The sequence below is a fragment of the Aggregatibacter actinomycetemcomitans genome (assembly GCF_023518055.1).
Taxonomy (GTDB): domain Bacteria; phylum Pseudomonadota; class Gammaproteobacteria; order Enterobacterales; family Pasteurellaceae; genus Aggregatibacter; species Aggregatibacter actinomycetemcomitans.
On sequence record NZ_CP085096.1, the window covers coordinates 1654500 to 1681474 of the forward strand.

Below are 26975 nucleotides of genomic sequence, written 5' to 3' on the forward strand. Positions count from 1 at the left end.
AAATGAATTTCAACTGCTCACGAAATCCGCTCAAGACAATATTTTATTGGTCAGCGCGAAATGGACAATAAAGAAGAGATCAACCAATTCGGTGAGTTTTTGCCGAATATTCGTATTGAAAAAATGGAGTGTCTGAAACTGATTAAACGTTTTGCCCCGTTTGCCGCATTTAACCCGATTCAGCCTGTAGACTAAGATTTGCCAATGCCATATTGGCGTAATTTATTGGCGATTGCCGTGTGAGATACGCCTAAACGGGCGGCAAGTTTTCTGGAGCTGGGATATTTCGCATAAAATTTATTTAACACCGCCGCTTCAAATCGCCCCATGATTTCCTCTAAAGTTTCACCTTCCAGAACAAGATCATCTATAGCCTGAGATGTAGAAACTTGCGTCTCCAGCCCTAAATCTTCAATAAGTAAACGATTTTCTTTGGCTAACGAAACGGCACGATACAGCGCGTTATAAAGTTCACGAATGTTACCAAACCAAGGATATTGTTGAAGATAATGCAAAAATTCGGCATCAAAGTGCGGTGCGGAAATGCCGAGTTTTTCACTGATTTCAGCAATAAATTGGCAGGCAAGAGGCTCAATATCTTCCACGCGCTCACGCAGCAACGGCAGGTTTAACGTCAGCACGTTTAGCCGATGGAACAAATCGCTACGCATTTTACCCTGCTCGACATAATGCTGTAACGGCTGCTGCGCCGTGCAAATCACACGTACATTGGCATAATGCTCCTCTTCCTCTCCGACACGGCGGAAAGTACCGTCGCTTAAAAAACGCAGAAGCTTCGCCTGCAAAGTCAGAGGCAACTCCTCAACACCATCTAACAACACCGTGCCGCCATCGGCATATTCAAAAAAACCGATAAATTCACCATCTTTATTACGCCGCCCGAACATTTCCGTTTCCGCGTCCTCGCCGGGAATGCCGGCACAGTTTACGGCGAGAAATGCTTTATTTCGGCGCGCACTAAAATCATGGCAGGCTTTGGCAATCACGTCTTTTCCCGTGCCGGTTTCACCTTGAATCACCAACGGCGCATCCAATAACGCAAATTTTCTGGCTTTCGCAATAACATCCCGCATTCGCGGATTTCGGCTGACGATGTGTGAAAAAGGATCGGTGGTTGAAGAAGTTGCCATAAGTGCCTCAATAAATAGAAAACGGCATAATGATACCGTTACAAATCAAAATCACCAACTATTTGGCAACTTTTATTTACAGTTTACACTTTATCTTTCTGTTTAAATTTTACATTATCAAAAATAGTTGAGCCGAGATGGCTTAATAATTCCTTATGAATTTGCGATAAACGCGGTTTTTCATCGGCTTGAAATGCCAGCGGACGACAAAATTCCATGGCTTTAATCCCCAAACGGGCGGTTAGCAAACCGACGCCAATGCCCTGTGCCATTCGGGCAGAAAGTTTGGCAGTAAGATCTTGCGAAAGCCAATTCACGCCAAGATCCTGAATTAATTCTGTCGCACCGGCAAATGCCATATTCACCAATACTATACGCAATAAACGGAGACGACTGATATAGCCCAGCTCAATGCCGTAAAGACACGCAATTTGATTTACCAAGCGAATATTACGCCACGCGATAAAAAACATATCCGCCAACGCCAATGGGCTGATTGCCACCAAAGCCGCCGATTCAGCAGTGGCTTTGTTAACCAGTTTTTTTGCTTGTTTATCAAAAGATTGCAGTACATTCTGGCTAAACAAATGCAACACTTCAGGAGCCGAATAAGATTCATTCACCTGCTGTCGCCATTGAGTGAAGCCATCTTGCTGTGATTCAAGGTGCATCAGTTTGCCGATTTGTTCACATAGCCCAACCGCTTGTTGATTGCTTGCACTTGAAAATTCCCCCGGAAAAACGACCGCACTTTTGAGCAATTCGCGGCTTTGATTTTGCATTTCGCCACGTTTCCGTAGCAGCACCAAGCGTCGCCATTCGCCGATGATTGCGGATAAACCAAGCAATACCGCCAAACACAACACCAAGGAAAACACAAAATAGATCCACTGATTTTGTTGCCAGGTATCGATCAGCCATTGCACCGATTGCGCCACCGTCGCCGTCAAAAACAAAAATGCGGTGCCGGTAAGTACGCGTTTCCACCAGCGGGGTGTCGGTTGAATGCTTTGTTCAAATTGATCTTCCAACAGTTCCCCGTCCAATACGACATTTTCCGCTTCCGTATCCGGCACTGCCTGCTCTTCACGGAATTCCTGTTTGGCAATAAAGGCATCTTGTTGTTCTAGGTCATCGGCTTGGTCAAACATTTTTTTATCCATTTCCTCGCTCCTTTTATAACTTATCGCCCAGCAAAAACTGCAACACGGCATCCATACGTAAGTGCGGTATATTTTCGCCCTGTTCTAAACGGTGTGGTTCAAATTGGTCAAATTCAAATTTCCGGGTTTGCCAAAAATCGGCGCTCGGCAATTTACTCGGTACGCTACCGGGATAAAGCGTCACCTTCTGCTGATCGCTACTACGAACGCCCTGAATAGCTTTAAATTGGCGACCGTTTTGGTTCACCACCACCTGTTGCGTCGCCCGAATGGCAGCAATGGCGGTGTAATCGGTGGCAATATCGGCAAATTCCACATAGCGCCCGCCTTCCTGGACTAATTGGCGCATAAGATTGACTAAATTGGGAAATTGATCGGTCGTGATGTGATCCGCCTTGGTTGCGATAAACATCAATTTATCGATTTTCGGTGAAAAAAGGCGATTAAGAAAATGGCGCTTTCCATAGTGAAAATTCCGAAACAGCTGATGTAACGCCAGCTGCATATCGCCGAAGGCTTCACGGCTGTGATTCAAGGGCGTTAAACAATCCGCCAGAATCACCTGCCGATCAAAAGTGGAAAAGTAATTTTCATAGAAATCTTTCACAATACGCCGACGGTAATAATCGTAGCGTTTTCGTAGCACGACAAAATAACTGTTCTCTTTTGCCTCTTTTTTCAGCTGCTGCCATTGTGACTCGGTTAAATGTAACAAAGGAAAGAATTGCAAGGCAGGTGCGCCATCCAATTCACCGGGTAACACAAATCGCCCTGGCTGAATAAAATGCAATCCGTGTTTTTTACACTGCCATAGATAGTCCGTGTAGTCTTTGGCAAGTTGCGCCAAAATGTCTTCATCGGCAACATCGGTTAAATTGATTTTCTTTGTTTTCTCCAACCAAGGTTGCGCCAGTTGCAGATGAGTCGCATTGAGCTGTCGTTGCAATTCCTGCGACCACTGTTGAAAATCCAGTTCCAGCAAAGGCAAATCCAACAGCCATTCGCCCGGATAGTCAAAAATATCCAGATACAACGTGCCTTTTTCTTTAACATGACGCAATAAGCCCGAACTACGCTGATAACGAATCGCCAGTCGGGTTTCGCTTACACTTCTGGTAGATTGCGGCCAAACAGGCGGTTGCTGCGACAAGGCATTGAGATTGCCATCATAATCAAAACGGGGAACGGATAAATCCGGTTGAGGAATACGTTTTACCGCAATAATCCCGCGCCGCCGCGCCGCATCAAAGAGCGGCAGATGGCTATTATCCACGCGATTGATATGTAACAATTGGTTAATAAGGCTGGTGATAAAAGCAGTTTTCCCGCTTCTACTCAACCCTGTCACAGCAATGCGTAAAGTGCGGTCTAATCCGCGATTAACCAGATCGTTTAATTCTTTTTGCAAATGATTTAGCATGGTTTTCATTCTTCAGTATTTGTGCAATAGTGCAATAATCATGACGAATATTATACTGAAAAAATGAAGAGAGGCTTAAATTAACAACGTTTCTCCCGAAAAAGTGCGGTTATTTTCTACGGTGAATACTAAGAAAAGGCATATTCGCTAGAATATCCACGGAATATATTTTACAATTTAACATTCATTTTTTAGAACCGCGAAATCTGTTGTTATGCTGAATAAAAGAATCCTTACGTCATGTTGTTTGCTCGCTTTTGCGGTTAATTCCGCAATGGCGGCGCCACGCGTGCCGGAAGAGTTGACAAACAACGGATTGATTTATTGTACTCATGCTTCCGGTTTTTCTTTTAATCCGCAAACCGCCGATGCCGGCACCAGCATGAATGTAGTCACCGAGCAGATTTATAATAAACTTTTTGAAATATCCAATACCAGTGCGGCGCCAACGCCGGTATTGGCGCAATCCTATTCTCTCTCGCCTGACGGCAAAGTCATTACAATTCATTTACGCAGGGGCATTAAATTTCATCACACCGATTGGTTTAAACCGACCCGTGATTTCAATGCCGATGATGTGGTTTTTTCGCTAAATCGCGTGCTGGGCTATGAAACCTATTTACCGACCTTAGAACAGACCTCGGTCAGCTATAAAAATCCTCAGTATCGCATCTTTCACGAACAGGCAAAAAAGGTGCGTTTTCCTTATTTTGAAAGCATTAAATTGAATCAAAAAATCGAATCGGTAAAAGCCATTAATCCGCATACAGTGGAAATTATCTTATTTAAACCGGATTCCTCCATTTTGTCCCATTTGGCAAGCCAGTACGCCATTATTTTCTCGCAGGAATATGCCGTACAGCTCAATGCGGACGACAACTTGGTACAATTGGATACATTGCCCGTGGGAACCGGTCCGTATAAAGTGAAAAATTACTTTCGTAACCAATATGTGCGTTTAGAAAAAAATACAGATTATTGGAAAAAAGACGCCAAAATTAACGACATCATTATTGACCTCTCAACGGATCGTACGGGGCGGTTGATTAAATTTTTCAATGGCGAATGCCAGATTGCGTCCTATCCCGAAGTCAGCCAACTGGGCTTATTACGGGAAAATGACGAACGTTATTACATTAAAAGTGTCGAAGGCATGAATTTGGCGTATCTGGCGTTTAATTTCCAAAAAACTGCCCTTCAAGACGAGCAATTACGCCGCGCTATCTCGCAAGCGATTAATCGACAACGGATTATTAAAACCATTTATCACAATACGGCAACCGTGGCGAATAATATCATCCCGAACATTTCTTGGGCTTCCGCGGTGAATACTCCCGATTTTGACTATGATTATAATCCGCAACAGGCGAAGAGAATCTTACAGGATAAAAAGTTAAGCCTGAGTATGTGGGTGATTAATGAAGAACAGGTGTATAACCCTGCGCCATTAAAAACCGCAGAACTCATCAAAGCAGATTTAACAAATGCTGGTGTTGAGGTTAATATTCGTTCTGTCACCCGCACCTTTTTAATCGAGCAATTACATAAAAAAGCCGAAGATTACGACATGATTTTAACCGGTTGGCTGGGGGGAAATTTAGATCCGGACAGTTTTATGCGCCCGATTTTAAGTTGCAGCACCTCAAATGAAATTACCAACTTATCCAACTGGTGCAGCGAAAAATTTGATCAAATTATGGATGAGGCATTGGATACTTCCAATCAGCGCGTACGCTCCGCTGCTTATAATCAGGCACAGACGTTAATTTTATCGGAGTTACCAATCATTCCGATCGCGAACGTTAAGCGGGTTCTCGTCGCCAGTTCGCGTGTTCAAAATATCGACATGAGTCCGTTCGGTAGCCTGAACTTTTCAACCCTCTCCCTGCGAAAAGGACACAAATAATGTTTAATTCACTGATTCGGCAATGTGTTTTTCTCGTTTTAACGTCAATTATCCTCACATTGATAAGTTACGTTATTTTAATGCAGGATCCATTAAATGCCGAACTGGCGACACCGTATTTTTACAATGGCTACCTTAATTATTTAGGCAACCTTACCCGTGGTGATTTAGGTATCAGTTACAATGGCGGGCAGCTGTTAAAATCCACGATTTTTACTGTTTTACCCCCCACCCTTGAATTGTGCTTTTGTGCCATTTTGTTGGCGGTGCTGTTCGGCATTCCTCTTGGTTTATTAGGTGCCATTTACCAATCACATTTCATCGGAAAAACCACCCGCACTTTATCTTCCATGGGATTGGCCATGCCAGTCTTCTGGATTGCACCGATTTTATTATACGCCTCCGCGATAAATGGTTGGGAAATCGCCGCAATCGGGCAATACAATTTACTCTATGAAATTAAACCGATAACCGGTTTCCCTATTATTGACGTATGGTTTGTCGAAGCGCCTTATCGGCTCAAAATCATTCAAAACGTGCTGCAACATTTGGCATTGCCCAGCTTAGTGTTAACCATCCTGCCGACAATGGAAATTGTCCGTTTTGTGCAGCAACAAGCGGAAACTATTTTTCAGCAAAATTACGTTAAAGTGGCCGCCACTCGCGGTTGGTCAAAATTTAAGATGCTACGCAAATATATTTTACGCAATACCCTGCCTCTGCTTATTCCGCAAATGACCCGTTTATTCACCTTGGTCATCACACAATGTATGCTGGTAGAAAGCACCCTCGGCTGGCCGGGGATCGGGCGCTGGCTTATTGATTCGGTCACCCAGCAGGATTACAACAGTATTTCGGCAGGTATTATTACTATCGGATCATGTATTATCTTCATCAAATTATTCTCCGAAAGCTTAATCTTTATTTTGGATCCGTTAAATAAGAAGGGTTGGTATGCAAGATAGAGAACCGAAAGACTTTCGTGAAACTGCGACCTTAAAACATATTTGGCAGTTATTTCGTAAAGACCGCATTGCGTTATTCGGCTTCTACGCATTTTTACTGCTAATTTTGACCGCACTTTTCGGACCATTACTTGCGCCTTATCCAAGTGAAATGCAATTTGTCGGCAAAGAACTGACACCGCCTTCTTGGGCAAGTGATGGGCAAATAGCCTACTTCTTTGGCACCGATGATATTGGACGCGACGTATTCAGTCGTATACTTATCGGCACCAGCTATACCGTCGGCGCCGCGGTTATTGTCGCCATGATGACCGCCCTTGTCGGTGGTGGACTGGGCATTTTGGCAGGAATGTCACAAGGGATTAAATCCCGTGTTTTAGGACATTTTCTTGATGCGTTTCTCACTATTCCGGTACTTTTAGTGGCAATTATTATTGCGACACTCATGGAACCGAGTTTAATCAACGCAATGTTATCAATCGGATTGGCGTTATTGCCGTATTTCGTACATGAAATTTATCTCAGCATTCAGCAGGAATTAAAGAAAGAATACGTGCTTATGTTGCGTCTGGATGGCATTTCAAAGCGACTTTTGTTAAAGGATACCATCTTACCAAATATTGCCACCCGCTATATTCAGGAAATTTCCCGTGCCTTCAATATTGCCATTCTGGATATCAGCGCATTAAGTTTTATCGCCCTCGGCGCACAACGTCCCGCACCGGAATGGGGCGCGATAATCCAAGATTCTTTAGAGCTGATTTACCTCGCTCCTTGGACTGTGATTTTACCCGGGCTGGCGATCATTCTGAGCGTATTAATCAGCTTAATTTTCACCAACGGGCTCTGCAAAGCCATTGATAAATATTATGAGTAGGTAAGAAATGGCTTTATTGGATATTCGTAACTTACGCATTGATATAAAAACGCCGGCAGGGTTTATTCGGATTGTTGATAACGTAAGTCTAACATTAAACGAAGGGGAAATTTGCGGCTTGGTCGGCGAATCCGGTTCCGGTAAAAGTTTAATTGCTAAAGTCATTTGCAATGCATTCAAAGATTCCTGGATTGTCACAGCTGACCGCTTTCGCTTTAACGACATCGAATTACTCAAGCTCACACCGCCCCAACGACGTAAAATCGTCGGTAAAGAAATTTCCATGGTATTTCAGGATCCGCTCACCTGTCTTGATCCCAGCCAAAAAATCGGCAAGCAACTGATTGAAAGTATCCCGAACTGGACGTTTAAAGGGCACTGGTGGCAGCGTTTATTCAATTGGAAAAAACGTCGCGCCATCGAATTATTGCATCGCGTAGGGATCAAAGAACACAAAGACATCATGGCCAGCTACCCGCACGAACTGACCGAAGGGGAAGGGCAAAAAGTGATGGTTGCCATCGCTGTGGCAAACCAACCGCGTTTACTTATTGCCGACGAACCGGCAAATTCCGTGGAATCCATTACAAGGGTACAAATATTCCGCCTTCTATCCAGCATGAATCAAAACCAAGGCACTTCTATTTTGCTTGCCAGCAATGATATTAATAGTATTAGTGAATGGTGTGATTCTTTTATTGTGCTTTATTCCGGGCAAAACGCGGAATCAGGACCAAAAGAAAATATTTTGGAAAACCCTCATCATCCTTACACGCAAGCCTTGTTGCATTCCATCCCGGATTTTACACAGCCCTTACCGTTTAAAGGCTATCTGGGTACATTAAAGGGGTCGGTACCATTATTGGAGCAAATGCCGATCGGTTGTCGTCTCGGTCCGCGTTGCCCTTTCGCGCAAAAAAAATGTATCGTAAAACCGACCGCACTTCGTATTAAACAACATGAATTTTTCTGCCATTTCCCGATTAATTTACGGGAAAAGAAAATCAAAGAAAAAGAGCAGATTCAACCGCTCACCCTAAACACCGATAAACAGGAATAAGAAATGCCGTTATTACAAGTGGAAGATTTAACAAAATCCTTTAAGGGTAGCCTCGGCCTCTTTAGCTCCGGCTATTTTCACGCTGTGGAACAAATCAGCTTTAGTCTTGAAGCAGGTAACACCCTGGCAATTATCGGAAGAAACGGTTCAGGAAAATCAACCCTAGCAAAAATGATTGTAGGTATCACAAAACCCACATCAGGAAACATCTTGTTTAAAGACAATCCCCTAGTATTCGGCGATTATCATTATCGTGCCAAGCATATTCGCATGGTATTCCAAGATCCGAATACCGCCTTTAATCCGCGTCTAAATGTTGGTCAAGTGCTGGATGCCCCCCTACTTCTCACGACAAAATTTGATGAGCAGCAACGCAATCAGAAAATTTTTGATATTTTAAAACTCGTAGGAATGCACCCGGATCACACTAATATAAAAATCAATACGCTTTCCGTCAGCCAAAAGCAACGTATCGCCCTAGCCCGCGCACTGATTTTAAATCCGGAGGTCGTTATTATTGATGATGCACTTGGTTCATTAGATGCCACGGTAAAAACACAACTGACTAATCTCGTGTTGGAATTACAGAAAAAACTCAAACTTGCCTATATTTATGTCGGACAAAATCTCGGCATCATCAAACATATTGCCGATACGATTCTCGTGATGGAAGACGGGAAAATGATTGAATATGGCGACACGCATTCCTTATTTACTGCGCCTAAAACCGATGTAACCAAACGCCTCATTGAAAGCCATTTTGGTAAAATTCTGGATAATTCATCTTGGAAAAATGAAGATTTAGCCAATAAAGTGCGGTAAAAAATTTCAGTGTTTTTTTAAAATCAAAATCCCCTTCCTGACCCCAAATTCCAATCCCATTTATTCCACTAAAACAAAAAGCCCCGATGCTCTCACATCAGGGCTCCCTATCAGGCTTGGCGGTGACCTACTCTCACATGGGGATGCCCCACACTACCATCGGCATTACGGCCTTTCACTTCTGAGTTCGGTATGGTTTCAGGTGGTACCACCGCACTATCGCCGCCAATATTCTTTGATGACTATCCTCTCTCCTTTCCGCGCTTTCGCTTTCTTATTCCGCTCTTCGCTTCTCTCGTTCTTTCCCTTCTTACTTCCTTTCCTGCACGCTATACGCGTCCTCTCCAAAAACAAGCCTCAAACCAACTTCCTTCCCTCAACTCCCTCTCCTGAGCTACAATCCTTTTTCTTCTCTTTCTCTTTATCTTTCTCTTTAATTTAATCTAATACCGTTATTCTTATCAATACATCCCCTGCGCTCCTGCCCCCCGCAAAAACACTTGAGCGTTGTATGGCTAAGCCCCTCGGGCAATTAGTACGTGTTAGCTCAACATATCACTACGCTTACACACCACGCCTATCTACGTCATAGTCTTTAACAACCCTTACAGACCTAAAGTCTGGGAGAACTCATCTCTTGGCAAGTTTCGTGCTTAGATGCTTTCAGCACTTATCTCTCCCGCACTTAGCTACCCGGCTATGCGTCTGGCGACACAACCGGAACACCAGCGGTGCGTCCACTCCGGTCCTCTCGTACTAGGAGCAGCCCCAACCAATTCTCCTACGCCCACGGCAGATAGGGACCGAACTGTCTCACGACGTTCTAAACCCAGCTCGCGTACCACTTTAAATGGCGAACAGCCATACCCTTGGGACCTACTTCAGCCCCAGGATGTGATGAGCCGACATCGAGGTGCCAAACACCGCCGTCGATATGAACTCTTGGGCGGTATCAGCCTGTTATCCCCGGAGTACCTTTTATCCGTTGAGCGATGGCCCTTCCATGCAGAACCACCGGATCACTATGACCTACTTTCGTACCTGCCCGACCTGTCCGTCTCGCAGTTAAGCTTGCTTATACCATTGCACTAACCTCACGATGTCCGACCGTGATTAGCAAACCTTCGTGCTCCTCCGTTACGCTTTGGGAGGAGACCGCCCCAGTCAAACTACCCACCAGACACTGTCCGAACACCTGTAATCGATGTCTCGTTAGAACATCAAACGTTAAAGGGTGGTATTTCAACGTCGACTCCATAATGACTGGCGTCACTACTTCATAGTCTCCCACCTATCCTACACATCAAAATTCAATGTTCAGTGTCAAGCTATAGTAAAGGTTCACGGGGTCTTTCCGTCTAGCCGCGGGTACACCGCATCTTCACGGCGATTTCAATTTCACTGAGTCTCGGGTGGAGACAGCCTGGCCATCATTATGCCATTCGTGCAGGTCGGAACTTACCCGACAAGGAATTTCGCTACCTTAGGACCGTTATAGTTACGGCCGCCGTTTACTGGGGCTTCGATCAGGAGCTTCTCTTTCGATTACACCATCAATTAACCTTCCAGCACCGGGCAGGCATCACACCCTATACCTCCACTTTCGTGTTTGCAGAGTGCTGTGTTTTTAGTAAACAGTTGCAGCCAGCTGGTATCTTCGACCGGTTCAACCTTCAGGGGCAAGCCCTTACAATCTACGCCGGCGCACCTTCTCCCGAAGTTACGGTGCTATTTTGCCTAGTTCCTTCACCCGAGTTCTCTCAAGCGCCTGAGTATTCTCTACCTGACCACCTGTGTCGGTTTTCAGTACGGTTTAGTAAAGCCTTTCGCTTAGTGGCTTTTCCTGGAAGTGTGGTATCGGTTACTTCAACTCCGTAGAGTCTCGTCATCATCTCTCAGTGTTAACAGGAGCCCGGATTTGCCTAAGCTCCCCACCTACCAACTTAAACGTACATATCCAACAGTACGCTAACCTAACCTGCTCCGTCCCCACATCGCAGCTTTACCAAGTACGGGAATATTAACCCGTTTCCCATCGACTACGCTTTTCAGCCTCGCCTTAGGGGCCGACTCACCCTGCCCCGATTAACGTTGGACAGGAACCCTTGGTCTTCCGGCGAACGGGTTTTTCACCCGTTTTATCGTTACTTATGTCAGCATTCGCACTTGTGATACGTCCAGCATACTTCTCAATACACCTTCTTCCGCTTACACAACGCTCCCCTACCCAACAGGCGTATCACTAATATTCCTCAATTCCCAACCGCACTTCCCGTCATGACTTCCGTCTCAACGTGTTTGGCGCTTGACCAACTTGCTTCTCTTCGTTTCGCAAGTTGTTAATCGTAAGGCGTATTAGTGATACGCCTGATGCCGCAGCTTCGGTGACTAATTTTAGCCCCGTTATATCTTCCGCGCAGGCCGACTCGACTAGTGAGCTATTACGCTTTCTTTAAATGATGGCTGCTTCTAAGCCAACATCCTAGCTGTCTAAGCCTTCCCACTTCGTTTCCCACTTAATTAGTACTTTGGGACCTTAGCTGGCGGTCTGGGTTGTTTCCCTCTCCACGACGGACGTTAGCACCCGCCGTGTGTCTCCTGAGTATCACTCTTCGGTATTCGTAGTTTGCATCGGGTTGGTAAGCCGGGATGGCCCCCTAGCCGAAACAGTGCTCTACCCCCAAAGGTGTCCGCTCAAGGCTCTACCTAAATAGATTTCGGGGAGAACCAGCTATCTCCCGGTTTGATTGGCCTTTCACCCCCAGCCACAAGTCATCCGCTAATTTTTCAACATTAGTCGGTTCGGTCCTCCAGTTAGTGTTACCCAACCTTCAACCTGCCCATGGCTAGATCACCGGGTTTCGGGTCTATACCTTGCAACTAAGCGCCCAGTTAAGACTCGGTTTCCCTTCGGCTCCCCTATCCGGTTAACCTCGCTACAAAATATAACTCGCTGACCCATTATACAAAAGGTACGCAGTCACCCTTTCGGGCTCCCACTGCTTGTACGTACAAGGTTTCAGGTTCTATTTCACTCCGGTCACCCCGGTTCTTTTCGCCTTTCCTTCACAGTACTGCTTCACTATCGGTCAATCAGGAGTATTTAGCCTTGGAGGATGGGCCCCCCTTCTTCAAACAGGATATCACGTGTCCCGCCCTACTTCTCGTTAGCTTAGTACCACGACCCAGACTTCGAGTACGGGGCTATCACCCTGTCTCGCTGTGCTTCCCAGCACATTCCTCTGTCTCTGTCGCTATCACTAACAGGCTCTTTCGCTTTCGCTCGCCGCTACTCACAAAATCTCGGTTGATTTCTTTTCCTCGGGGTACTTAGATGTTTCAGTTCTCCCGGTTCGCCTCATTACCCTATGGATTCAGGTAATGATAGTGGGTTCTTCACCCACTGGGTTTCCCCATTCGGATATCTCGGATTAAACGCCTCTTATCGACTCATCCGAGCTTTTCGCAGATTAGCACGTCCTTCTTCGCCTCTGATTGCCAAGGCATCCACCTTGTACGCTTTGTCTCTTAACCATACAACCTCAAGTATTCTTGCCCTCTCATAGGATATTAGTATATTCACCATAAGTGGCATACCCGCGCTGCGATTAATAACAGTTTTAAATTAAAGTCGAGTAATCGCCTTTTCTCAATCACTCGCTCAGACTTCCTTGAAAGTCTCGTTTTCAGCTTGTTTCCGGATTTTTAAAGAACAGATAAGAATAATGTAAGTCTATAGACTCACTATCATCATAGTTAAATTCATTCATCGAAATTAAAAGATACCTTAAATAAACTTAACTATGACGATGTTGGTGGAGATAAGCGGGATCGAACCGCTGACCTCCTGCGTGCAAGGCAGGCGCTCTCCCAGCTGAGCTATATCCCCAATCATATCCTTTGGCTTTCACTCATACTCAGTGCTCTTGATGTATAAGTGGTGGGTCTGAGTGGACTTGAACCACCGACCTCACCCTTATCAGGGGTGCGCTCTAACCACCTGAGCTACAGACCCAACAGGATTTTGTCTTCGATGTCGTTCTTCCATTGCCTACAACCATCAAACAAACTGTGTGAACACTTAAAGTCGTTCGTACGTAAGGAGGTGATCCAACCGCAGGTTCCCCTACGGTTACCTTGTTACGACTTCACCCCAGTCATGAATCATACCGTGGTAAACGCCACCCTCTCGGTTCAGCTATCCACTTCTGGTACAACCCACTCCCATGGTGTGACGGGCGGTGTGTACAAGGCCCGGGAACGTATTCACCGCAACATTCTGATTCGCGATTACTAGCGATTCCGACTTCATGGAGTCGAGTTGCAGACTCCAATCCGAACTTAGACGCACTTTCTGAGATTCACTCCCCATCGCTGGTTGGTTACCCTCTGTATACGCCATTGTAGCACGTGTGTAGCCCTACTCGTAAGGGCCATGATGACTTGACGTCATCCCCACCTTCCTCCGGTTTATCACCGGCAGTCTCCTTTGAGTTCCCGACCACGTCGCTGGCAACAAAGGATAAGGGTTGCGCTCGTTGCGGGACTTAACCCAACATTTCACAACACGAGCTGACGACAGCCATGCAGCACCTGTCTCAAAGCTCCCTAAGGCACAAACCCATCTCTGAGTTCTTCTTCGGATGTCAAGAGTAGGTAAGGTTCTTCGCGTTGCATCGAATTAAACCACATGCTCCACCGCTTGTGCGGGCCCCCGTCAATTCATTTGAGTTTTAACCTTGCGGCCGTACTCCCCAGGCGGTCGATTTATCACGTTAGCTTCGGGCACCAGGGCTAAACCCCAATCCCCAAATCGACACCGTTTACAGCGTGGACTACCAGGGTATCTAATCCTGTTTGCTCCCCACGCTTTCGCACATCAGCGTCAGTACATCCCCAAGGGGCTGCCTTCGCCTTCGGTATTCCTCCACATCTCTACGCATTTCACCGCTACACGTGGAATTCTACCCCTCCCTAAAGTACTCCAGACCCCCAGTATGAAATGCAATTCCCAGGTTAAGCCCGGGGATTTCACACCTCACTTAAAGGTCCGCCTACGTGCCCTTTACGCCCAGTTATTCCGATTAACGCTCGCACCCCCCGTATTACCGCGGCTGCTGGCACGGAGTTAGCCGGTGCTTCTTCTGTATTTAACGTCAATTTGGCATGCTATTAACACACCAACCTTCCTCAATACCGAAAGAACTTTACAACCCGAAGGCCTTCTTCATTCACGCGGCATGGCTGCGTCAGGGTTGCCCCCATTGCGCAATATTCCCCACTGCTGCCTCCCGTAGGAGTCCGGGCCGTGTCTCAGTCCCGGTGTGGCTGGCCATCCTCTCAGACCAGCTAGCGATCGTCGGCTTGGTAGGCCTTTACCCCACCAACTACCTAATCACACTTGGGCTCATCTCATGGCATGCGGCCATAAAGTCCCGCACTTTCGTCTCCCGACTCTACGCGGTATTAGCGACAGTTTCCCGTCGTTATCCCCCTCCATAAGACAGATTCCCAAGCATTACTCACCCGTCCGCCACTCGTCAGCAAGAAAGCAAGCTTTCTCCTGCTACCGTCCGACTTGCATGTGTTAAGCCTGCCGCCAGCGTTCAATCTGAGCCATGATCAAACTCTTCAATTCAAAAAGCTTAATCCCTCAATAGCTGACTTAATTAATCTATTATAAATAATATAAATAAACGAATCTTCCGGCACCTATTAAGTTCAATCTTAAAATTATTTAAAACGAATCTATAAGTGCCCACACAGTTTGTATGATTGATTGTTAAAGAACAAAAAATTCTGAGAAAACCCAGAATTAGAATTGGTCGGCGAGATAGGATTTGAACCTACGACCCACTGGTCCCAAACCAGTTGCGCTACCAAGCTGCGCTACTCGCCGATTGGGGTGGCTAATGGGACTTGAACCCACGACAACCGGAATCACAATCCGGGGCTCTACCAACTGAGCTATAGCCACCATATTGAATTAGCTGAATTTGCATGACCTTTGGCGCGCTCGACAGGATTTGAACCTGCGACCTTTGGCTCCGGAGGCCAACGCTCTATCCAACTGAGCTACGAGCGCTGGAAGCGTCGTTGCGGGGCGTATATTAAAAGTTTCAAAAGTGCTTGTCTAGTCTTTTTTTATAAATTTTTATTAGCAGCTATTTTTTATTCAAAGTGAATATAATTTATAAATTATCTGATTATTTTTTATTTAATTTTAACTTTTTAATGAAAATATTAATTTCTATTTAATTTTAGAACGTCTTGCAGCACGGCGCTTCATGCGACGTATCCAGCGGGTAATTTTCCACGCCCGTGTAATAGAGTAAGAATATAAGAAGAACAGAATAATGAAAGCAATAAACATCACCCATTCATTAATATAGTAGATCTCACCCAAAATACCGAACCCGGCACATAACGCCGCCACAAAGGTAATTAATAAAAACGCCTGGCGGGAAGTTAAACCGGCGCGCACCATTAAATGATGTACGTGCAATCGATCCGGACGGAACGGGCTTTTGCCTTTGCGTAAACGACGATAAATAATTGCCACCATATCTACCAACGGAATCGCAATCACCCAAAGGGCGGTCACCGGATTCATCGGATGCCCTTTGCCTTGTGTGCTTAGTAAAAGAATCCAAATAATCGTAAAGCCGATTAACGTACTGCCCGCATCCCCCATAAATACTTTAAATTTTGGTCCCAGCGGAATCCCCAGATTCATCAATAAATAAGGAAGAATCGCAATGATTAAACCAAAACTCCAATACGCCAAATCCATTTGTCCGTCGCGGTACATCAAAATACCAATCGCCGCAAAAGAGACACAAGACAAGCCGCCGAGCAAACCGTCAATTCCGTCAATCATATTAAATGCGTTAATGATCCCAATGGTCGCCAACACAGTAATAATTAAACCGATAGATCCTAACGTTAACTGAAACGGACCAAGAATTTGCCCCAGATGATCGAGGTAAACATTCCCCATATCAATCATCAGAATGGCTAAAAATGCCTGAATACCGGCGCGCAGAAAAGGACTAATGTCATAGCGGTCATCAATGATCCCCATTAATAACAACACCAAAATACTGAATAAATAAAGGTAAGGTAAACGGGTTTGATCCCATTGCATCAGGTAAAAACAAAGGTTACCCATAAACAATGAAATTCCACCGATTAACGGAACCGCGCCCTGATGGCGTTTACGGTAGTTAGGTTTATCCACCAAGCCGAATCGAATTGCAGCGGGACGCATCACGAGTAAAGTTAAAAATGCTCCCCAAAATGTAAAAATTAACGTCAGTAACATAGGTCTTCCCGTAAAAATAAAGTGCGCAAAGCATATCACAAAGGCAAAAGGCTACATAAATATTTTTACTAACCTCCTATTTTTTCAGTACAATGTCACACATTTTTTGAACGTAAGGATAAAAAACGATGATAAATTCAACCGCACTTTTTTCCCGCGCCCAACAAGTAATTCCCGGCGGGGTGAACTCTCCCGTTCGCGCCTTTAACAGCGTCGGCGGAACACCGGTCTTTATTGAGAAGGCTGAAGGCGCATACATTTACGATACGGAAGGCAAACAATATATCGATTACGTCGGTTCATGGGGGCCGATGATTTTAGGACACAACCACCCGTCCATCTTAAACGCCGTCATCAAAACTGCACAAAACGGGCTCAGTTTCGGTGCACCGACGCCGTTGGAAATCGAGCTTGCCGAATTGGTGTGCAGCCTGGTTCCGTCTATTGAAATGGTCAGAATGGTCAGCTCCGGCACCGAAGCCACCATGTCCGCCATTCGTTTGGCGCGCGGCTACACCAAGCGCGACAAAATCATTAAATTTGAAGGTTGCTATCACGGTCATGCAGATTCACTGCTGGTAAAAGCCGGTTCCGGCGCATTAACGCTGGGGCAACCCAACTCACCGGGCGTGCCGGCGGATTTCGCCAAACACACCCTCACCTGCACCTACAACGATCTTGATTCCGTCCAACAAGCATTTGAACAATACCCTGATGACATCGCCTGCGTGATCGTCGAACCGGTTGCCGGTAATATGAACTGCGTGCCACCGAAAAATGATTTTCTGCAAGGTTTGCGCAAACTCTGCGATCAATACGGCGCGGTTTTTATTATTGACGAAGTGATGACCGGCTTCCGCGTGGCGCTTGATGGTGCACAAAGCTACTATAATGTCGCGCCGGATTTAACCTGTTTGGGCAAAGTCATCGGCGGCGGTATGCCGGTGGGGGCGTTCGGCGGTAAAAAAGAGATCATGCAACACATTGCGCCAACCGGTCCTGTTTATCAGGCGGGTACCTTATCCGGCAACCCCATTGCCATGGCGGCGGGTATCGCTTGTTTAACGGAATTAAAACGCGCCGGCAACGAACAAAAACTCGCCCGACAAACGAAAAAACTGGCGCAAGGCTTACAACAACTGGCGGCCAAACATCAAGTGCCGTTTGCGGTCAATTATGTCGGCGGGATGTTTGGCATCTTCTTTACCGAGAAAAAAGCTGTTACCTGTTATCAGGACGTGATGGCGTGCGACACGGAAAAATTTAAACGCTTCTTCCACAAAATGTTGGATCTCGGCGTTTACCTGGCACCATCGGCATTTGAAGCGGGCTTTATGTCCCTCGCCCATTCCGATGAGGATATTGACCGCACTTTAGCGGCGGCAGATATTGCCTTTGTCGAATTGGCTTAATCTGAAATCACAAAAAGTACGGTGTGTTTTAAAAACGTTTTTCAAATCCACCGCACTTTTTGTTGTGTAAAACCACTAACTCAAAATCTGCAATAAACGATTCAATAACCTCGCCCTTTCTTCTTCGTTTAATGCTTTGTCCACCTTATTCGTCAGAATAAAAAAGTCTTCTGCTTTTTCACCAATTGTGGTGATTTTGGCGTTAAGCAAATTTAGTTCCAGTTCGCAGAATACCGCGCTGACATCTGCCAGCAAGCCCGCCTGATCTAAGGCGAACAGTTCCATTTCCGTTTGATCGGTTTTTTCGAGATTCAAAAAACGCACTTCGGTTTTGACATGAAAATGTGCCAATTGATGATTTTCACGCAGACGCTGTTTGTTAACCGCATCGGAAGTTAAACTTTCCGTGAGCGCATCTTCCAACATTCGGCGGCGATCAAAAGGCAGCACGGAACCGTCTAATTCCGTCACAATAAAACTGTCCAACACATAGCCGTCTTTGGCGGTGATAATTTGCGCATCATGGATACTGAGTTTTTTCGCGCCGATAGTACTTACCACTTTGTGAAACAGGTTCGGTCGGTCTTTGGTATAAATGAAAATTTCCGTGCCGCCGGCAGAAAACCGGTTACTGACTTTCACCAACAATTCCCCTTCAAATTCGGCAAGCGAACGGGTATGCCAACCAATTTGTTGTGGCGAATTGCGCAAGAAATAATCTATCGGAAAACGCTGCCACAATTTTTCGATGTGTTTGTCGGAAAGTGCGGTGGTTTTTTCACGTATTTCCTGCAGTGCTAATCGGCGGTGTCCTTTCGCTTTCGCTTGATTATCCAAGATACTTTCCAGCCCTTGGGCGAATTGTTGGGTGGCGTAATCGTACAAAGTCGCCAGCAAAGAACGCTTCCAGCTATTCCACAAAGTTTCATTGGTCGCCACAATATCGGCGACGGTCAGGCAGGTTAAATAATCCAAACGCACCTGATTACGCACCAGTTCGGCGAAATTCAGTACAATTTCCGGATCATGAATATCCCGCCGTTGCGCCGTGACCGACATAAGCAAATGCTGCTCCACCAGCCACACCATGGTTTCCGTTTCCCGTTGATCAAAACCGTGCCGAACGGCAAATTCGCGCACATCCACCGCACCCAATAATTCATGAGAACCGCCGCGCCCTTTGGCGATGTCGTGAAATAAAGCGGCAATATACAACAAAGTGCGGTCGGAAATTCGGCTGAATATTTGATGGCAAATGGGATGGCTTTGTGCCGAAGCGCCCTCTAAAAAACTTTCCAGTTTTAACATCACGCGCAGAATATGCTCGTCCACGGTGTAACAATGAAATAAATCAAACTGCATTAAACCGACGACGTTGCCCCATTGCGGTAAATAGGCGGTAAGCACGCCGTATTGGTGCATAGGGAAAAAAGCACGTTTAATCGCATTCGGCTGATTAAACAGGCGCACGAATTTTTCCCGCGCCGCTGGCAAATCACACAAATAGCCCTGCCGTTGCTCCAGCGCCAAATAAAGCTCGCGCAAGACAAAGGAATGAATTTCCGCCTGCGGATATTGGGTTAAATGATAAAAAAGGTCAAGAATGCTTTCCGGCTGCTGCTCAAAGCATTGATGATTACGTAAGCAAATGGATTGATTGATCAGGCTGAAATTGTCATCGAGTATTTGCTCGCTCACCACTGCATGACGGGTTAAAAAATGTTCCTGATAATGTTTTACCAACAATTCGCTTAGTAACGAAATGGAATGCAACGCCTGAAAAAAGCGCTTCATCATGGCTTCCACGCCTTGATTGCCTTCCCCCTGGAAACCCAACAATTCGCTGACTTTCAGTTGGCGATCAAACAACAGGCGGTTGTCATAACGCTTTAAAATTAAGTGCAAAGCGTACCGCACTTTAAACAGAAATTGCTGGCTTTTTAGTAACAAGGCGTGTTCTGCCGGATGAATAAACCCCGCCTGTAAAATTTCCTGTAAATTTTTAGCCCCGTTATGGCGCAACGCGATCCAATACAACAAATGCAAATCGCGCAACCCGCCCGGACTGTATTTGATGTCCGGCTCAAGATTGTATGAGGTGTTGTTATAACGTTGATAACGTTCGATTTTCTCCTGAATTTTTGCCTGACAGAAATCCGTTTTCGACCAAAAATCCGATTGTTGCACCAAATTCACCAGCGCTTTAAACACATTACGGTTGCCGCATAAATAGCGCACTTCCAGCAAATTGGTGGCGATGGTAATGTCCGCCAGCCCCTCCGTTTTACATTCTTCAAGAGTACGAATACTGTGTCCCACATTAAAACCGCAATCCCATAAAAACTGCACAAATTGCCCCAGATTTTCCTGTAGCGCAGGTGTCGCGGGTTGTTCGGTTAAAATTAAAATATCCAAATCGGAAAGGGGAAACATTTCCTCCCGCCCGTAGCCGCCCACCGCAATAAGGCTCAACGTAGAATCGTCGGCGAATTGAAAATGTCGCCACAAACGGGCGAGTAATTGATCGTAAAACGCGGTGCGGTTGGCGATGAATTGATCCACGGCTATGTCATCGAAATTCGCCAGTTCAAACTGCTTTAAATTTTCTTTTTGAATTTTGACCGCACTTGGGCTGATGTCGGTTTGCGTATCGTAAGGAAAAAGCATAGGTCGTGATAAAAAAGCAGAAATAGAAAAAATCCGCCATGAAAAACACAACGGATTTCAGTCAATTAAACATTCACCATAAAACGCTGAATACGCCCTTCGGCAATTTCTTCATCACGAATGGTCATGACTTCACAACCATTTTCGATGACCACCAGTTGATGCTCGAATTGGGCGGAATGGCTACGATCTTTGGTTTTCACCGTCCAACCGTCGCCCATTAAACGCACTTCTTTTTTACCGGCGTTAATCATCGGCTCGATGGTAAACACCATGCCCGGTTTTAAAATCACGCCGCCGTCGTCCGCGTAATAATGTAACACTTGCGGTTCGCAGTGGAATTCCGTGCCCACGCCATGCCCGCAATATTCGCGTACCACACTGAAGGTTTGCGATTCCGTATATTTTTGCACCGCGCGACCGATTTCATTGAGACGAATCCCCGGTTTTACCGTACGCAAGCCCACGTAAAGCGCTTCTTGTGCCGCTTCCACCAATTTTTTACTACGTAAATTGGTTTCACCCACAATATACATTTTAGAGTTATCGCCGTAATAACCATCTTTGATGACCGTGACGTCAATATTTATAATATCGCCGTATTTCAATCGTTTATCATCATTCGGAATACCATGACAAACCACCTCATTAATAGAGGTACAAATGGATTTTGGAAAACCATGATAATTCAAGCATGCCGGAATCGCTTTTTGTTCATTCACCATATAATCATGGCAGATACGATCCAATTCACCGGTTGTTACGCCTTCTTTAACATAAGGCTCAATCATCACCAAAATATCAGATGCCAATTTACATGCTTTCCGCAATTTAACAATTTCAGCTTCCGTTCTTAATGGAATCATTATATTCATCTCCCTGTTAAAAATTCGTACGTAGAATTATAGCACTTACCTATTGAAAAATCCTTGATAAATTCTTGAATGGAATAGTGGGTTAATGGATAATACAGCCTCGACTAAATCGTGGGGAATTACAATGACAGAGATATCAGTTCCGTTAACTTTTACCGACGCAGCTGCGCAAAAAGTTAAGACCTTAATTACCGAAGAAGAAAATCCGGCACTTAAATTGCGCGTATACATCACCGGTGGCGGTTGCAGCGGGTTCCAATACGGTTTCACCTTCGACGAAAAAGTCAACGACGGTGACCTCACCGTGGAAAATTCGGGCGTACAATTAGTCATTGATCCAATGAGCTTACAATATTTAATCGGCGGCACCGTTGATTACACCGAAGGTTTGGAAGGTTCACGTTTTGTCGTAAACAACCCAAACGCCACCTCCACTTGCGGTTGCGGTTCTTCCTTCAGTATCTGACATGGATTTTCAATTCACCGCCTATCAAGGCAATATCATCACCAAGCGTTCCATGGAATATAGCGTTTTCGCTAATCGGTTTAACATTGAAGTGCGGTCGGATCCACAGTTAAATCGATCACAAACGGAATTAGAAGAGATAGGTTTTATTGTAACGCCACAATCATTGCCTTTTGCAGCATTGAAAATTTCGCCCGTTTTCTGCACCCTTACTTAGCTTTCATCCGCCCTTAATTACAACTCAGCCCGAACGGTAACGCACATGGCAAAGACACAAGATCACAACTCCTCCACCGAACAGCAACCGACAAAGCCGAAAAGATCTTGGAAAATCCTGATGTTAAAAACGGCATTTACCGCCTTGTGCATGCTGTTTTGCTATTCTGCCTATCTGGATTGGCAAATCCGCAGCAAAATGGACGGGCAAATTTGGCGTTTGCCGGCGGAAGTGTATAGTCGCATTGAAAACATTCGGGTCAGCGACGAACCGAGTTTTGAGCAAATCAAACAAATTTTACTGGATAACGAATATCGCCAAACCACCATGATTGCCGCGCCGGGCGATTTCAAAATTGAAGACAATACCATCGTGTTACTGCGTCGCGGCTTCCCGTTTCCCGGTACACCGGAAGCGCAACGGGTTTTCCGCCTGCGTTTCCAACAGGAAAAATTGGCGATGATTGAAGATCTGATTAACGTTAAAACCATCGACGAATTCCGCATGGCGCCGAAACTCATCGCCATTTTACAATCAGACAAAGAAGAACGCCTTGCCATTTCCTTGCAACAGTATCCTCGCCTACTCATCGACGCCTTATTACTTACCGAAGATCGCCGTTTCTTTGAACATGACGGCATCAGCCCGCTCGGCATTTTACGCGCCATGATCACCAATATTCAGGCGGGGCAAACGGTGCAAGGCGGCAGCACCCTCACCCAACAACTGGTCAAAAATCTGTTCCTAAGTAACGAACGTACCCTCAGCCGCAAAATTAACGAAGCCTTAATGGCGTTGATTCTGGACTGGCGTTACGACAAAAACCGCATTCTGGAAACCTACTTAAACGAAATTTACCTCGGACAAAACGGCGACAACCAAATCCATGGTTTTGAATTAGCCAGTCAGTTTTATTTCGGGCGTTCCGTGCGGGAAATCAGCCTGGATCAAATTGCGTTGTTGGTGGGCATGGTAAAAGGTCCGTCGCTGTATAATCCATGGCGCAACCCGAAAAACGCGCTCGAACGTCGAAACGTGGTGTTGCATTTGATGCTGGAACACAAAGTTATCGGTGAAGAACTTTATCAATTATTGAGCCAACGCCCACTCGGCGTACAGGAAAAAGGGAAAATCAGCCGTAAATATCCGGCATTTATTCAAACCCTGCAAACGGAATTACGCCATCACCTCGGCGAAGGCAAAGCCGCGAATTTATTGGGCGCACGGATTTTCTCCACCTTAGACGTGAAACAACAGAATTACGCCGAACAGGCGGTGATTAACGCCGTATCCGATTTACAGACGAAACATAAAAATCCGCACTTGGAATCCGCCATGGTGGTTGCCGATTATCAAACCGGCGAAGTGCGCGCCATCGTGGGCGGCTTACAAACTCAATTTGCCGGCTTCAACCGCGCTTTGACGGCGAAGCGGCAAATCGGTTCTTTAGTAAAACCATCCATTTATTTGACCGCACTTATGTACCCGGATCAGTTCCGCCTGAATACGCCGATCAACAATCAACCGATTACCATTAACATCAAAGGCAGTCCACCGTGGCAACCGCGCAATTACGATCGCAAATACAGCGGTTCGGTGATGTTGATGGACGCCCTGGTACGCTCCTTGAATATCCCGACGGTGAACATCGGCATGAAGCTCGGTTTGACGAAGGTGATTTCTGTGCAACAAGCCATGGGCTGGGATAAAGTCGCCATTCCGAAAGTGCCGTCAACCCTGCTCGGTTCTTATTCCATTTCGCCTTATGGTGTGACTAAACTCTATCAAACCATTGCCAACGAAGGTGCCAGCGTACCATTGAACACCATCAACAGTGTGGTGGATAGACAAGGCAATGTGATTTATGAGCGAGAATTCGCACCACAGCAAGTGGTGCCGCAAGAAGCCGCTTTCCAAACCTTATTTGCTCTGCAGCAAGTGGTAGATCGCGGCACGGCACGTAGCCTACAAAAAGACTTCGCCCACTTACATTTGGCGGGCAAAACCGGCACTACAAATAATGCGCGTGATACCTGGTTCGTGGGGATCGATGGCGAAAACGTCACCACCGTTTGGCTGGGGCGCGATGACAACGGAGAAACCAAACTCACCGGTGCCAGCGGCGCATTACAGGTTTATAAAGATTATTTACAACGTTCTGCTATCCGTCCGTTAAAACTGCATAAACCGCAAGACATCAAATGGGTCGGCATCAATTCCTACGGCGGCTGGGATTGCGCCAGTTCACGCACCATCCCCGTTTGGGCTGACAGAAATCAATCCTTCTGCCAACAAGCCGTGTTGACCCAAACCGCCAACATCATCACCAACGCCCCAACCCAAACCAACGCCAACACCGCAACCAAACCGGAAAGCGTGTGGGATGTGCTAAAAGAAGACAAATCGGTACCGGTGGAAGAAGCAAAGCCGTCAAATTAATTTGAAAAGTGAGAGCTCCTATGCCTACCCGAATATCGATGGGTTGAGCGGGTGGGCACAAGATCCTCCCCACAAAACACCTTTAAAAACAACCGCACTTTTTCTCCCTCTCATCAAATTCCCCTGCAACAAAATGTTACAAAAATGTAAACCTCTGACTTCAAATTTGTAACAAATGCTACATGGATCACATTTCAATGAAAAGGAGGTTGATTTTCCCTTGCACTCTGAATTTATTAGAGGATAATTATTATCAATTACATCAAGCAGGAATAGTTTTACGATAAGGAGATGGGATATGCGTCTTTCCCGTTGGTATCAATGTATTCTTTTCAGTCTGTTTATTTTATTCTCGGCGTTTACTCATGCGGAAGATAACTATCAAGCATGGGTGCAGGATATTGAAAATCGGCTGGATAAAACCTCCGCACTTTACGCCGAGAACAAAACCGATGATGCTCAAACGGAAGTGCAAATGGCGTATTTTGAGGTGTTTGAAAATCTGGAAGGTCCGATTCGCATTAACTTCTCCGCACAAAAAAGCTATCAAATGGAAGCCACTTTCGGTGAAATTCGCAAAATGATTCGTGACGGATTGCCGCAAGATCAGGTAAAAGCCAAAATCGACGGGCTGAAAGCCGAGCTTCAGGAAGTGCTTCCCTCTTTAAAAGAAGGTCATCAACTCAACGCCTCCGGTCAACATGGCGTGTATGAAAACCAAACCATCGCCGCCCACTGGCAAAAAAGTTTTAAAACCATTGACGATCTATTAGCCCAAGCAATTACCGCTTATGAAGCCCAAGATTACGCCACGGCGAAAAAACTGGTGCAACAAGCGCAGTATGAGGGGTACAAAAATTCCGAAATGGAAATGTCTATTCGGCAAAATCGTTCCGCCGCCATTTCCGCCAACTTCAATCAACAATTTTACGATCTCATCAAACTCAGCGAAGTGCCTGATCAAATTAGCAATTTCGGCTATCAAATCACGACCTTGCTGCAAGACATTGAAGAACAACTTCCGGACTTGCCGACCACCCGTGACGATCAAATTGAACAACCTGCCAATCAAACCGTCGCCGATACCACGTCGGACAAAGACTGGGCGCAAATCAGCGTGCAGGTGAATGCAGGAATTCAGCAAGCCATTAAACTGTATGAGCAAGGCGAAGCGAAAAAAGCCATGTTAACGGTGCAGGATACCTATTTTGATATTTTTGAAAACACCGGTATGGAAAACAAAATCGGTTCCCGCAACAGCAACTTTAAAGCGCAACTGGAAGGCTATTTCACCCGTTTGGTGAGCTTAATGAAAGCCGGTGCGGAGAAAGAAAAGTTACAGGAACAAGCCACAGGGTTAAGTCAGGATTTAAGCAAAGCGGTAGACATGTTACAGGGCGGAGAACAAACCGCCTGGAGTATGTTCTTATACAGCCTGTTAATTATTGTACGTGAAGGCTTGGAAGCCTTGCTGATTGTTGCCGCGATCGTGGCGTATTTAGTGAAAAACGACCATCAGGACAAACTGCCCGTTATTCGCCAGTCCGTGTATGTGGCATTACTCGGTAGCGTCATCACCGCCGCCATCTTCCAGATGATTTTCTCTAATTCCGGCGCCAGCCGCGAATTGCTGGAAGGCTTCACCATGATCATCGCCGTGGTAATGCTGTTCATGATGAGCTACTGGTTATTATCCAAAGTGGAAGCACAAAACTGGAAACGATATTTAGAAGGCAAACTGTCCACCGCGTTGACCACAGGTTCTTTAGTAGGCTTATGGCTCACCAGCTTCCTGGCGGTTTATCGTGAAGGTGCGGAAACCGTGCTGTTTTACTACGCCCTTGCCGGCGACGCCAAAAGTGCGGTGGATTATTTCTATCTTTTCGGCGGCTTCTTCCTCGGTGTGATTATCCTCGCCGTGTGCTATTTCATTATGCGCTACACCGTGGTGAAATTGCCGCTTAAACCGTTCTTTATGTTCACCGGTTCCTTTATGTATTTAATGGCGTTCGTGTTCGCCGGTAAAAGCGTGCTGGAGCTGATTGAAGGCAAATTATTTGAGCCGACCCTCATTTCCGGCATGACAGAAATCCCGTGGTTGGGTATTTATCCTTATGTAGAAACATTGGTTCCGCAGGTTGTGCTGTTGGTCGCCGCTGTTTTTGCGTTAATTTATATGAAGTACCAAAGCAAAAAATCTATTTGATTTCA

17 protein-coding genes, 5 tRNA genes and 3 rRNA genes are annotated in these 26975 nt (G+C 45.8%); 11 read left to right on the forward strand and 14 right to left on the reverse strand.

Annotated features, from left to right (window positions below):
* The first annotated feature begins 60 nt into the window (after window positions 1-60).
* Window positions 61-195: a hypothetical protein gene (locus LIN98_RS10395; protein WP_005545392.1), complete on the forward strand. Its 135-nt coding sequence runs from the start codon at window positions 61-63 to the stop codon at window positions 193-195.
* Here LIN98_RS10395 and LIN98_RS08245 read toward each other — a convergent pair.
* From LIN98_RS08245 to LIN98_RS08255, 3 genes are all read right to left on the reverse strand, one after another.
* Window positions 192-1151: a sigma 54-interacting transcriptional regulator gene (locus tag LIN98_RS08245; RefSeq protein ID WP_005545394.1), complete on the reverse strand. Its 960-nt coding sequence runs from the start codon at window positions 1149-1151 to the stop codon at window positions 192-194. The two genes, LIN98_RS10395 and LIN98_RS08245, sit on opposite strands and share 4 nt — an antisense overlap.
* A gap of 83 nt (window positions 1152-1234) precedes the next feature.
* Window positions 1235-2314 carry a TIGR01620 family protein gene (locus tag LIN98_RS08250; protein WP_005568215.1) on the reverse strand — a complete coding sequence of 360 codons (1080 nt, stop codon included), beginning with the start codon at window positions 2312-2314 and terminating at the stop codon, window positions 1235-1237.
* A 13-nt stretch (window positions 2315-2327) separates the two neighbouring features.
* Window positions 2328-3734 carry a YcjX family GTP-binding protein gene (locus tag LIN98_RS08255; protein ID WP_025298286.1) on the reverse strand — a complete coding sequence of 469 codons (1407 nt, stop codon included), beginning with the start codon at window positions 3732-3734 and terminating at the stop codon, window positions 2328-2330.
* A gap of 214 nt (window positions 3735-3948) precedes the next feature.
* Here LIN98_RS08255 and LIN98_RS08260 point away from each other — a divergent pair, with 214 nt between their 5' ends.
* Genes LIN98_RS08260 through LIN98_RS08280 form a run of 5 tightly spaced genes read left to right on the forward strand, consistent with a single transcriptional unit; the run spans window position 3949 to window position 9364 of the window.
* Window positions 3949-5640 carry an ABC transporter substrate-binding protein gene (locus tag LIN98_RS08260; RefSeq protein WP_014167687.1) on the forward strand — a complete coding sequence of 564 codons (1692 nt, stop codon included), beginning with the start codon at window positions 3949-3951 and terminating at the stop codon, window positions 5638-5640.
* Window positions 5640-6605 (forward strand): ABC transporter permease, encoded by a 966-nt coding sequence (locus LIN98_RS08265; RefSeq protein WP_005568222.1) that lies wholly within the window; start codon window positions 5640-5642, stop codon window positions 6603-6605. Before LIN98_RS08260 ends, LIN98_RS08265 begins: the two co-directional genes overlap by 1 nt.
* Window positions 6595-7482 carry an ABC transporter permease subunit gene (locus LIN98_RS08270; protein ID WP_005568224.1) on the forward strand — a complete coding sequence of 296 codons (888 nt, stop codon included), beginning with the start codon at window positions 6595-6597 and terminating at the stop codon, window positions 7480-7482. Before LIN98_RS08265 ends, LIN98_RS08270 begins: the two co-directional genes overlap by 11 nt.
* Window positions 7483-7489: 7 nt before the next feature.
* A complete protein-coding gene (locus LIN98_RS08275) occupies window positions 7490-8542 on the forward strand; it encodes a peptide ABC transporter ATP-binding protein (protein ID WP_005550711.1) in 1053 nt (350 codons plus the stop codon).
* A gap of 3 nt (window positions 8543-8545) precedes the next feature.
* Entirely contained in the window at window positions 8546-9364 is an 819-nt protein-coding gene (locus LIN98_RS08280; RefSeq protein ID WP_005545405.1) for a peptide ABC transporter ATP-binding protein, read from the forward strand.
* Between the two features lie 114 nt (window positions 9365-9478).
* Here LIN98_RS08280 and rrf read toward each other — a convergent pair.
* The 9 genes from rrf to wecA form a co-directional block, all read right to left on the reverse strand.
* A 5S ribosomal RNA gene (gene rrf / locus LIN98_RS08285) occupies window positions 9479-9594 on the reverse strand.
* A gap of 281 nt (window positions 9595-9875) precedes the next feature.
* Window positions 9876-12898 (reverse strand): 23S ribosomal RNA (locus tag LIN98_RS08290).
* A gap of 279 nt (window positions 12899-13177) precedes the next feature.
* Window positions 13178-13253, reverse strand: a tRNA-Ala gene (locus LIN98_RS08295).
* A 49-nt stretch (window positions 13254-13302) separates the two neighbouring features.
* Window positions 13303-13379, reverse strand: a tRNA-Ile gene (locus tag LIN98_RS08300).
* An 83-nt stretch (window positions 13380-13462) separates the two neighbouring features.
* Window positions 13463-15002, reverse strand: a 16S ribosomal RNA gene (locus LIN98_RS08305).
* Together the 16S, 23S and 5S rRNA genes with 5 tRNA genes alongside form the textbook arrangement of a ribosomal RNA operon.
* Window positions 15003-15186: 184 nt before the next feature.
* Window positions 15187-15263 (reverse strand) — tRNA-Pro (locus LIN98_RS08310).
* Between the two features lie 2 nt (window positions 15264-15265).
* Window positions 15266-15341 (reverse strand) — tRNA-His (locus LIN98_RS08315).
* Between the two features lie 31 nt (window positions 15342-15372).
* Window positions 15373-15449 (reverse strand) — tRNA-Arg (locus tag LIN98_RS08320).
* 165 nt (window positions 15450-15614) lie between these two features.
* Window positions 15615-16688: a UDP-N-acetylglucosamine--undecaprenyl-phosphate N-acetylglucosaminephosphotransferase gene (wecA, locus tag LIN98_RS08325; RefSeq protein ID WP_005547173.1), complete on the reverse strand. Its 1074-nt coding sequence runs from the start codon at window positions 16686-16688 to the stop codon at window positions 15615-15617.
* 128 nt (window positions 16689-16816) lie between these two features.
* Here wecA and hemL point away from each other — a divergent pair, with 128 nt between their 5' ends.
* On the forward strand, window positions 16817-18100 hold the full coding sequence (hemL, locus tag LIN98_RS08330) for a glutamate-1-semialdehyde 2,1-aminomutase (protein WP_005547170.1): 1284 nt from the start codon (window positions 16817-16819) through the stop codon (window positions 18098-18100).
* A gap of 75 nt (window positions 18101-18175) precedes the next feature.
* On the opposite strand, the gene glnD is transcribed toward hemL, so the two are convergent.
* Window positions 18176-20767: a bifunctional uridylyltransferase/uridylyl-removing protein GlnD gene (glnD, locus tag LIN98_RS08335; RefSeq protein ID WP_061869897.1), complete on the reverse strand. Its 2592-nt coding sequence runs from the start codon at window positions 20765-20767 to the stop codon at window positions 18176-18178.
* 65 nt (window positions 20768-20832) lie between these two features.
* Window positions 20833-21633 carry a type I methionyl aminopeptidase gene (gene map / locus LIN98_RS08340; RefSeq protein WP_005571341.1) on the reverse strand — a complete coding sequence of 267 codons (801 nt, stop codon included), beginning with the start codon at window positions 21631-21633 and terminating at the stop codon, window positions 20833-20835.
* A 133-nt stretch (window positions 21634-21766) separates the two neighbouring features.
* On the opposite strand from map, the gene erpA reads away from it, so the two are divergent.
* The 4 genes from erpA (at window position 21767) to LIN98_RS08360 (ending at window position 26970) form a co-directional block, all read left to right on the forward strand.
* A complete protein-coding gene (gene erpA, locus LIN98_RS08345; RefSeq protein WP_005538694.1) occupies window positions 21767-22108 on the forward strand; it encodes an iron-sulfur cluster insertion protein ErpA in 342 nt (113 codons plus the stop codon).
* Window position 22109: 1 nt separating this feature from the next.
* A complete protein-coding gene (locus LIN98_RS08350; protein ID WP_005566581.1) occupies window positions 22110-22325 on the forward strand; it encodes a YacL family protein in 216 nt (71 codons plus the stop codon).
* A 45-nt stretch (window positions 22326-22370) separates the two neighbouring features.
* The gene (gene mrcB / locus LIN98_RS08355; RefSeq protein ID WP_005566579.1) at window positions 22371-24764 is read left to right on the forward strand and encodes a penicillin-binding protein 1B; all 2394 of its coding nucleotides are present in this window, start codon (window positions 22371-22373) and stop codon (window positions 24762-24764) included.
* A gap of 298 nt (window positions 24765-25062) precedes the next feature.
* Entirely contained in the window at window positions 25063-26970 is a 1908-nt protein-coding gene (locus LIN98_RS08360) for an FTR1 family iron permease (protein ID WP_005566577.1), read from the forward strand.
* Window positions 26971-26975: the final 5 nt, after the last annotated feature.